This window comes from Mycolicibacterium vulneris, assembly GCF_002104765.1.
GTDB classification, from domain to species: Bacteria; Actinomycetota; Actinomycetes; order Mycobacteriales; family Mycobacteriaceae; genus Mycobacterium; species Mycobacterium vulneris.
This window is the reverse complement of the sequence record NZ_NCXM01000061.1, coordinates 1-9,422: the sequence shown is the minus strand read 5'-3', so window position 1 is coordinate 9,422 and position 9,422 is coordinate 1. Positions and strand designations below refer to the sequence as shown.

At 67.9% G+C, this 9,422-nt stretch carries 1 protein-coding gene; it reads right to left on the bottom strand.

All coding sequences use genetic code 11. The features are described from left to right. Positions 1–9,422, bottom strand: a 9,422-nt coding sequence (locus B8W69_RS29160) for a non-ribosomal peptide synthetase (RefSeq protein WP_133058053.1), incomplete at both ends; no start/stop codon positions are given.

Genomic DNA, 9,422 nt, shown 5'->3' with positions numbered 1-9,422 from the left:
ATCGACGTGAACGCAGCGGGTTTCGCCAACCCCGCCCGATTACCCAACGCATCCAACCGGGCACGCTCCGCCTCATCGAGAACATCGATGGAGGACAGCCGGCGGTTGGGGTCGGCCGTCATGGCCATCAACACCCGTGCCAATCGTGCGGTCAGTGCCTCGATGGTGTCGGGGTCGAACACGTCGGTGCGAAACTCCACTGCTCCGCCGATCCCGGCGGGCTCACCGGCTTCGGTGAAGCGCTCGGCCAACGAAAAAGCCAAATCCATTCGGGCGGTGCGGGTATCCACCGGCAGCGACGTGACCCGCAAGCCTGCGAGGGCCGGCATCGCGGGCTCTTGCTGCCAGGCCAACGCCACTTGGATCAGCGGATGATGTGCCAGCGACCGCGACGGGTTGAGGCGCTCCACGAGCACTTCGAAGGGCACGTCGTGGTGTTCGTAGGCGGCCAGGCTGCGCTCGCGCACCTGGTCCAAAAACTCGGTGACGGTGGGGTCCCCCGACACGTTGACGCGTAGCACCAGAGTGTTGACGAAGAAGCCCACCAATTGATCTAGCGCCGGGTCACCCCGTCCGGCGATCGGGAAGCCCACCGCCACGTCGGAATTGGCGCTGATCTTCGACAGCAGCACGGCCAGCGCGGCCTGCACCACCATGAAGCTGGTCGCGTTGTGTGCGCGGGCCACTCGGGCAATCTGCTGCTGCAGCTGCGCCGGCCAGTCCACCGTCACGGTGGCGCCGTGCTGATCGGCCACCGGCGGGTAGGGCCGGTCGGTGGGCAGCTGCAGGCGCTCGGGCAGGCCGGCCAGTGCCTGTTCCCAATAGGTCAGCTGCGCGCCGATGCGGCTTTGCGCGTCGGCCAGATCACCCAGCTGGGCGCGCTGCCACAGCGTGTAATCGATGTACTGCACCGCCAACGGCGACCACTCCGGTGCGTGCCCGCCGCGCCGGGCCGCATAGGCCTGCCCCAAATCCTGGATCAGCGGCGTCATCGACCAGCCGTCGGCGGCGATGTGGTGCACCACGGCCACCAGCACATGCTCGTCATCGGCGAGACGGAAAAGTGTTGCCCGCAAGGGGATCTCAGTGGCCAGATCGAAGCTGTGCCGCGCCACCGCCCCGATGGCCTCGTCCAGCTGATCTGCAGACCAGCCGCCGGCGTCGACAACAACCCAATGCCAGTTGGCCCGCTCGGCAGCGACGACGGTCTGCTGGGGGATCCCCTCGGGCGCCACAAACCGGGTGCGCAGGCTCTCTTGGCGGCTCACCACGTCGGCCAGCGCCGCACCCAACGCCTCGGCATCCAGGTATCCGCCCAGCCGCAACGCCGCCGCCATGTTGTAGACGGGGGAGGGGCCCTGCAACTGGTCAAGGAACCACAACCGCTGCTGGGCGTACGACAATGGCACCACAGACGGACGCTGCATCGGCACCAATCGCGCCCGCGCACCGGCACCCTCACCGACGCGCAGCGCCAGCTGGGCCACCGTGGGCGCCTCGAACACCGTGCGCACCGACAGGTCGGCGTCCAGGCCGGTGTTGATCGCGGCGATCAGGCGCATCGCCGACAGCGAGTCCCCGCCCAAATCGAAAAACGAGTCGTCCGTTCCGACCCGCTGGGCCCCGAGCACGTGCGCGTAGATGCCGGCCAGGATCTCTTCAACCGGGTTGGCCGGGGGCCGGTATCGACTCGCGGTGTATTCGGGCGCGGGAAGCGCGCGGGTGTCGAGTTTGCCGTTGGGGGTCAGCGGCAGTGTCTCGATGGCCATGACCGCGGCCGGCACCATGTAGGCCGGTAACCGCTCGGCCAGCTGAGCGCGGAGGTCGGTGGGGTCGGCGGTGCCGGTGATGTAGGCGAAGATGCGCTTGTCACCGGGGCGGTTTTCGCGGGCGACGACGACCGCTTGGTCGACGCCGTCCAGGCTGGTCAGGGCGGCCTGGATTTCGCCGAGTTCGATGCGGTAGCCGCGGATCTTGACCTGTTCGTCGGCGCGCCCGATGAATCGCAGTTGCCCATCGGCGCGCCAGTGCACCAGATCCCCGGTGCGATACATCCGTGCCCCCGGTCCGCCGAACGGGCTTGCCACGAACCGCGATGCCGTCAACGCGGCCCTACCGAGGTAGCCGACCCCGACGCCGGCACCGGCGACATACAACTCGCCGACCACCCCGGTCGGCACCGGACGCAACCACCCATCCAGTACAAACAACGCCGCGCCCGGTACGGGTGCACCGATCGGCGGCGCCCCTGCCCCCGATTTCAGCGGCGGAGTCCTGGACGCACACACCGTGGTCTCCGTCGGGCCGTAGGCGTTGACCACCACCCGTCCGGGAGCCCACCGATCCGCCACCTCGGCCGGGCACGCCTCACCCGCCAGCAGCAACGCCGTCGAATCCAGCCCCTCCGGTGACAGTGCCCGCACCGCCGACGGAGTCTGACTCCAGAAGCTGACCTGCTCAGCAACCAGCAAGGCGTGGAAGTCCTTCGGTGAACTCGTCACCGAGTCGGGCACCACCACCAGGCGGCCACCGGTGAGCAATGCGCCCCAGACCTCCTCGGCTGAGGCGTCGAAGGCCAAGGAATGCCACTGTGCCCAAACTCCCGCCGCCGGCAGTCCGACATAGAGCGATGCCAGCAGCTGGGTCAGGTTGTGGTGGGTGATGGCTACCCCTTTGGGCGTGCCGGTGGTGCCCGAGGTGTAGATCAGGTAGGCGATATCGTCGGGAGCCGGCCCCGGCAACGCCGTGCTGGGTTGAGCGTCCACCCGTGGATCGGCGATATCGATGACCGTCACGCCGTACCCGTCAAGCCGCGCTCGCAGCCCGTCTGTGGTGATCGCAGCCGTCGGCGCGGCATCGGCAATCATGAATCCGATCCGCGCCGCCGGCAGCGCGGGTTCGATCGGCAGGTAAGCCGCCCCAGTTTTGAGGACGGCCAGCATCGCCACGACCGCCTGAGCCGAACGCTCCACCAGCAGCGCCACATACTCACCGGGCCCAGCCCCATGGTCGGCGAGCAGATGCGCCAACCGGTTAGCGGCCTCATCAAGCTCGCGGTAGGTCATCGAGTTGCCCTCGAACGTCACCGCCACCGCCTCGGGAACGCAGGCCACCTGGTCGGCGAACAGCGCCGGAACCGACATCGGTGGCGGCCCTGACCAGGTCAGCACGCCGCGGTTGCCGAACTGGTCCAGCTGGGCGTGCTCATCCTCGTCAACCAGATCCACCGACGACAACGACCGGCCCGGATCGGCGGTCATCGCCACCAACAGTCGCAGTAACCGGTCCATGAGCGCCTGGACGCTGTCCGGCGGCAACACACCGGTGGCGTACTCGACACGAAGCTCGAGTTCGTTGCCCGGGCGGATTGCCATCGTCAGTGGATAGTGGGTGGATTCGCGACCGTGGACCTCGGTGATGGCCAACCTGTTGATGCCGGACAACGTGCTGGTGTCGACGGGGTAGTTCTCGTAGACGAACAGGGTGTCGAACAGCTGGTCATGGCCGGTGATGCGGTGGATCTCGCTGAGTGCCAGATGTTGATGGTCCAGTGTCTCGTTGTGGGCGGATTGCAGTTGGTCGAGCAGGTCGGCGTGGGTGGTGGTGGCGACGACGGTCGCGCGGACCGGCACGGTGTTGATCAACAGGCCCACCATCGAGTCCGCGCCCACCACTTCGGTCGGTCTGCCCGAGACCACGGCGCCGAAGGCAACGTCGTGCTGGCCGGTCAGCCACATCAGCAGCTGCGCCCAGGCGGCTTGGAGCACCGTGTTGACGGTGGTGTGACTGGAGCGCGCCAGCTCGCTGACGGCCCGGGAGGTCTGGGCCGACACCCGGAACGACTCGACACTTCGGCCGCCAAGGTCTAGCCGGTCCGGCGGGCCGACCAGGGTGGGGGCCTCGAAGCCGGCCAGCACCTTGCGCCAGGCCACCTCGGCGGCGTCGAGATCTCGACCGGCCAGCCAGGTGACAAAGCTGCGATACGGCGCGGGGGCGGGCAGGTGCTGAGAGTGGTAGCTGGCGAATATTTCGCTGAGCAGGATCGGCAGCGACCAACCGTCCATCACTATGTGGTGGAAGGTCAGGATGAACCGGTGCCGGTCGTCGCCGGTACGGACCAACGCGGCCCGGAACGCCGGCCCGTCGGCCAGCTCGCACACGGCGGCGCGTTCCTCGGCGCAGACGCGTTGGACTTGCTCATCGGCATCGCCGGAGTCGAATTCCAAGTGCCGCCACCCTGGCGCGGGATCGGCCGGGATGACCTGCACCGGCTCGCCGAACTTCACGTGGAAGCGGGCCGCCAGATGCGGATGACGGTTGATCACCGTGTGTACCGCTGCGCGCAGCCGGCGGACGTCGAGGGCACCGCTGAACGTGGTGTCCAGCTGCACCGCATACACGTCGTCGGTCGACTGCGCGGTTCTGGCGTGGAAGAGCAGTCCTTGCTGCAAGGGGGTCAAGGGCAGCACGTCGGCGGTCGGTTGCTGCCTTTGGAGCTCATCGATTTGGTGTTGCGCCAGTCGCGCCGGCGCGATATCCGACGGCGTGAGCCCACCGCCACCGTCGCGCACATGGGCACAGATGCCCGTCAGGGCGTCGAACCAGAGCTGGGCCAGGACGCTCACCTGGGAGTGGTCCAGTGCCGAGGGCGCCCAGGTCCACGTGGCATGCACGCTCGCGCCGGCCTCGGTTTCCACCGTGCCCGCATTGAGTTCGACGGTGTGGGCCAGTGGAATGGGCACCGCGGCGGCGGCGCCGGTGAGCGTGACGCCGTCCGGGCCGATCCGCCACATATCGTCGGAGAGTTCGGCCGCCGCGGCACCTAGCCGTCCCAGGTAGTTGAAGCCGATCGGTGGGTCGGACTCGGGCAGGTCGGCGTCGGGGTTGAGGTAGCGCAGCAGGCCGTAGGTCAGGGGCTCGGGTAGGGCGCGCAGTTGTTCTTTGGCGTTTTTGATGACGGTGCCCAGGGCGGGTGCGCCGGTGATCACCTGGGCCCAGGGCAGCCCGCCGACGGTCAGTGCGACGGGGTATTTGGTGGTGAACCATCCCACGGTGCGTGACAGGTCCAGTTCGGCGGCCAGTTCTTCGGCGCGGCCGTGGCCTTCCACGTCGATGCCGATCGGTGTGTCGCCAGTGCCCAGGTATTGTGCCCAGGCCAACCCGAATGCGATGAGCAGGATGTCGTGGATCCCGGCGTGAAACGCCGCGGGGACTTCGGCGAGCAGGGTTTGGGTGGTCTCGGTGTCCAGCTGCACGCTCAGCTGTCCGGCATTGGCGTAGGTGTCGACCTCGGGTTGTACTTCGGGCAGCCCCAGCGGGGCGTTGGCGATTTGTCGCCAGGCCTGTGCCGTGTTGATCACGGTGGTGGTGTGGGCGTGTTCGGCCAGCAGCGCCGACCACCGGGCGAACGAGGTACCGCCCGCCGGCAGGGCAACGGGCTGGCCGCCGCGGTATTGGGCCCAGGCGATGTTGAGGTCTTCCAACAGGATTCGCCAGGACACCCCGTCGATGGCCAGGTGGTGAATGATCACCGCCAACTGCCCGGTGGCGGCCGCCCAGACCGCACGCAGCACGTTGCCGGTGGCCGGGTTCAGCCGGGCCCGCGCCGCCACCACGGCCTCGTCAGACAGCGCGTCCACCGCTTGCAGGCATTCGCGCGCATTGACTGCACCGGCCGCGGGCACGGTCAACGCCCACCCGCCGGCGTCGTCGTCGACGCGTAGCCGCAACATGCCATGCCGATCCAGCAACGCCTGCAACACGATCACCACGTCGGCCTCGGTGACTCCCACCGGTGCCTGCACGACGACGGTCTGGTTGAACTGTTCCACCGGCCCATCCACGCCGGCCAGCCAGCGCATGATGGGGGTCGCTGTCACCGGCCCGATGCCCTCATCAACGGGTCTGTCCGAATCGTCGGCCACCGTGGCCACCGTGGCCACCCGGGCCAGCCGGGCCACGGTCTGCTCGACGAAGATGTCGCGCGGTCGACAGATCAGCCCCGCGGCGCGGGCGCGGGCGACCACCTGCATCGACGAGATGCTGTCCCCGCCCAGGTCGAAGAACGAGTCGTCGACCCCGACCCGGTCCAAGCCGAGTACCTGGGCGTAGATGCCGGCCAGGAGTTCTTCGACCTGGGTGTCCGGGGAGCGGTACTGGCCGGTGGCATATTCGGGTGCCGGGAGTGCGCGGGTGTCGAGTTTGCCGTTGGGGGTGAGCGGCAGCGCCTCGAGGGCCACGATCGCGGCGGGCACCATGTACGGCGGGAGCCGTTCGCCCAGCTGGGTGCGGAGGCCGGTCGGGTCGGCGGTGCCGGTGATGTAGCCGACCAGGCGCTTGTCGCCGGGCCGGTCCTCGCGGGTGATCACCGCCGCCTGCTCGACCCCGTCCAGTGTGGCCAAGGCGGTCTGGATTTCGCCGAGTTCGATGCGGTACCCGCGGATCTTGACCTGCTCGTCGGCGCGGCCGAGGTAGTGCAGTTGGCCATCAGGACGCCACCGCACCAGATCCCCGGTGCGATACATCCGTGCCCCCGGCCCGCCAAACGGGCACGCCATGAACCGCGACGCGGTCAACCCCGGCCGACGCACGTAGCCCACGCCCACCCCGCGACCGGCGATGTACAACTCACCGACCACCCCGGCCGGCACCGGGCGCAACCACGCATCCAGCACGAAGAACGCCGCCCACGCGATCGGCGAGCCGATCGGCGGTGCCCCCGACTCAGCCGCAATCGGCGCACTCTTGGACGCCCACATCGTCGTCTCGGTCGGACCGTAGACGTTCACCATCACCCGCCGGGGCGCCCACCGCTCCACCAGCTCGACCGGGCAGGGCTCGGCACCGATCACCAACGCCGCCGACTCCAAGCTCTGCGGTGGCAGCATCGCCACCGCCGACGGCGTCTGGGTCAGAACGGTGACCCGTTCGTCGACCAACAACGCGTGAAAGTCCTCCGGTGAGCGGGCCACCGAATCGGGCACCACCACCAGCCGCCCCCCGAACAGCAGCGCACCCCAGATCTCCCATACCGAGAAATCGAATGCGTAGGAATGAAATTGCGTCCACACCTGGTGGGGCGCCAACTCGATGCCGATGTCCAGCGCGTCGAACATCTGGGTGACGTTGTGGTGGGTGACGGTCACCCCCTTCGGCACCCCGGTGGTGCCTGAGGTGTAGATGATGTGCGCCAAATCATCGGGAGCCGGAACCGACATCGCGGTATCGGGTTGGGCGTCGATGCGAGGGTCATTGATGTCGATGACCGCCAGCTCATATCCCGCCACGCGCGAGCGGAGATCGGCCGTGGTGAGCGCAGCGATCGGCGCGGCATCCGTGATCATGAACTCGATCCGTGCGTCGGGCAGCGCCGCATCAATCGGGAGATACGCCGCCCCGGACTTCAGCACCCCCAGGATCGCGACGATCGCCTCGGCCGAACGTGAAAACAGCAGTGCGACAGACTGTCCCGGCCCCACACCCTGGCCGGCCAGCAGATGCGCCAACCGATTCCCGGCCCGCTCCAACTCGAGGTAGGTCATCGACCGGCCATCGAAAGTCACCGCCACCGCCTGCGGGGCCTTGGCCACCTGCTCGGCGAACACCTCCGGAATCGACAGGGGCGTAACGGGTTGAGTCAAGGCCACGCGGTTACCGATCGCATCCAGACGCGCATGCTCCGCTTGATCGAGAACATCGATCGAGGACAGCCGGCGGTCGGGGTCGACCGTCATGGCCACCAACACCCGCTCCAACCGCCCGATCAACGCCTGGATGCTGTCGGGGTCAAACACATCGGTGCGAAACTCCACCGTTCCGCCGATCCCGGCGGGCTCACCGTCCTCCGTGAATCGTTCAGCCAAAGAGAACGCCAAATCCATACGGGCGGTGCGGGTATCTACCGGCAGCGACGTGACCCGGAGGTCCTCCAACACCAGTTGCGCCGCGGGATCGCTGTTGCCGGCGAACTGCCATCCCACCATCACCTGAATCAGCGGATGATGAGCCAACGACCGGGACGGGTTGAGACGCTCGACGAGCACTTCAAAGGGCACATCCTGGTGTTCGTAGGCGGCCAGGCTGCGTTGTCGCACCTGGTCCAAAAACTCGGCGACGGTGGGATCCCCGGACACATCGACTCGTAGCACCAGGGTGTTGACGAAAAAACCCACCAATTCGTTCAGTGCGGGGTCGCGTCGCCCGGCGATCGGGAACCCCACCGCCACATCGGAACTGGCACTGATCTTCGACAACAGCACCGCCACTGCTGCCTGCATCATCATGAAGCTGGTCGCCTTGTGCTCCCGAGCTGCCCGCGCTACCTGCTGCTGCACCTCGGGCGGCCACTCCAACACCACGCTGGCTCCGCGCTGATCGGCCACCGGCGGGTACGGCCGATCGGTGGGCAGTTGCAGGCGCTCGGGCAGGCCGGCCAGCGCCCGCTGCCAGTAGTCCAGTTGCGCAGCGATGGGGCTGCTGCTGTCCTCGAGATCACCCAGCTGGGCGCGCTGCCACAGCGTGTAATCGACATACTGCACCGCCAAGGCCGGCCAGTCGGGTGCGAGCCGGGCAGACCGGCGGGCATAGGCCACCCCCAGATCGCGGATCAGCGCGGCGATCGACCAACCGTCGGCGGCGATATGGTGCAGCACGGCCACCAACACATGTTCGTCGGCGGCGAGGCGGAAAAGTGTTGCCCGCAAAGGGATCTCAACGGCCAGGTCGAAACCGCGGCGCGCCACCGCCCCGATGGCTTCATCCACCCGGGCGGCCGGCCAGCCGCCGGCGTCGACAACGTCCCAACCGAAGTCGGCCTGCTCGGCGGCAACGACCAGCTGCTGGGGGACGCCCTCCGGCGCCACGAACAGCGTGCGCAGGCTCTCATGACGTCCCACCACGTCGGCTAGCGCCGTGCGCAACTCCTCGGTCTCGAGGAGTCCGTTCAACCGCAACGCCGCCGCCATGTTGTAAACCGGGGAGGGCCCCTGCAGCTGGTCGACGAACCACAACCGTTGCTGGGCGAACGACAACGGCACCACTTCGGGCCGCTCCATCGGCACCAACGGCTGAAGCCGGCGCGAACCCACACCGATGCGGAGCACCAATTGGGCGACGGTCGGTGCCTCGAACACCGCGGGTACCGCGAGATCGGCATCCAGTGCGGTGTTGATCGACGCGGACAAGCGCATCGCCAGCAGCGAATCCCCGCCCAGGTCGAAGAAGGACTCGTCGACCCCGACCCGGTCGAGGGCCAGAACGTCGGCATAGATGCCGGCCACAATCTCCTCGACCGCACTGCCCGGGGCTCGGTAACCATCAACGTCCTGGGACTCGGGTGTGGGCAGGGCGTGGGTGTCGAGTTTGCCGTTGGGGGTGAGTGGGAGGTGGTCGAGGGCCACGATCGCGGCGGGGATCATGTAGGG